Source organism: Cupriavidus sp. 01L46, assembly GCF_056399905.1.
On the sequence record NZ_JBFTSF010000560.1, the window covers coordinates 1 to 1,711 of the forward strand.

Genomic DNA, 1,711 nt, shown 5'->3' on the forward strand with positions numbered 1-1,711 from the left:
GTCGCTGCCCAATGTGAAACGACCCGGTCGCTCATKCGACCGGGTCGTCAAGTCCCGCCCTTCACGCTATGCCGTTCGCTTCCTCAATAGGGACCTTAACTGAACGGCATTACACCTCACGGTGGCTTTTTTACTGAGGCATGGCGGGATTACTGCGCGCGCTTGTCGCGCTCGATCACGGCATAGGCGCTGTGATTGTGGATGGACTCGAAGTTCTCGGMCTCCAGCACATAGGCCACGATGCGATCGTCCGCATTCAGGCGCATGGCGATATCGCGCACCAGGTCCTCGACGAACTTGGGGTTCTCGTAAGCGCGCTCGGTGACAAACTTCTCATCCGGGCGCTTGAGCAGGCCCCACAGCTCGCACGAGGCTTCTTCCTCGGCCATGCGCACCAGCGCCTCGACCGGCAGGTCGGCCGCCAGCTCGACGTTCATGGTGATGTGCGAGCGCTGGTTGTGCGCGCCGTACTGCGAGATCTTCTTCGAGCACGGGCACAGGCTGGTGACCGGAACCAGAGCTTTCAGGAAGACTTTGGTCGCGCCGTTGCGCACTTCGCCGATCAGCGTGACTTCATAGTCCATCAACGATTGCACGCCGGATACCGGCGCGATCTTGTTGATGAAGTACGGGAAGGTGACTTCGATGCGGCCAGCCTCGGCTTCCAGCTTGACCAGCATCTTGTCGAGCAACGTGCGGAAGCTCGCCAGTTCCAGCGGCTCGCGCTCTTCTTCCAGCAAGGCCACGAAACGCGACATGTGCGTGCCCTTCTGGTCGGCAGGCAGGTGCACGTCGAGATTGAAGGTGCCAACGGTAGCCAGTGCGCCGGCCGGCGTCTTCAGCGTCAGGGGGTAACGCACGCCCTTCACGCCAACCCGCTGGATKGGGATCTGGCGGGTATCGAGGCTCGACTGCACGTCGGGCATCACAAAGGCGGGATTGATGTCATTCATATCGATCAGGTTTCCTCTACGGTCGCGGCATTTTTCGCAGTCAACCTTGCCGCGCAACGAGTGTGAAACCGCGGGGATGGCAAAGCCGATGGCTTCCCGCAGCTGCGAACACAGAACCTCGGATTCTAAGGGAATTTGCCTTTGACTGCCCACGCGCGGGGCGATACCCGTACGGGGGGCACGGGTGATGGCATCAGGAAGCCATCAGGAAACCGGCGCGCCCGCAAGCCGCGGGCGCGCCGTTGGCTCAGGCCGCGCGGGTGGCGACAGCAGGCTGGGCCAGGTTGAAGCGCTCGCGCACCGATTGCTCGATGCCCTTGGCGTCCAGCCCGCATTGCGACAGCAGGAAGGCCGGGTCGCCATGATCGACGAAGCGGTCGGGCAGGCCGAGCTGCAGCACCGGCATGGCGATGCCGGCGGCGGCCAGCGCTTCGAGCACCGCGCTGCCGGCGCCGCCCATCACGCAACCTTCTTCGACGGTGACGAGGTAGTCATGCTCGCTCGCGAGCTTCTTCACAAGCGCTTCGTCGAGCGGCTTGACGAAGCGCATGTTGGCCACCGAGGCGTCGAGCGCCTCGGCCGCGCCCAGCGCCGGATGCAGCATCGAGCCGAACGCCAGGAAGGCCACGCGCTGGCCGGCGCGCGCGCCGCCCGTGCGGCGCATCTCGCCCTTGCCCACCGGCAGCGCGGTGAGCGCGGCCTCGGTCGCCACGCCCGTGCCGGCGCCGCGCGGGTAACGCACGGCGGTCGGGCAATCC

2 protein-coding genes are annotated in these 1,711 nt (G+C 65.0%); both read right to left on the bottom strand.

The genetic code is table 11. The features are described 5' to 3' along the window. Nucleotides 1–149 precede the first annotated feature (149 nt). Complete coding sequence (folE2, locus tag AC1DS3_RS38335) at nt 150–953, bottom strand: GTP cyclohydrolase FolE2 (protein ID WP_477129328.1); 804 nt, start codon at nt 951–953, stop codon at nt 150–152. Nucleotides 954–1,200: 247 nt separating this feature from the next. After that, nucleotides 1,201–1,711: transketolase C-terminal domain-containing protein (locus AC1DS3_RS38340; protein ID WP_477129329.1), on the bottom strand; the 511-nt coding region annotated here is incomplete at its 5' end.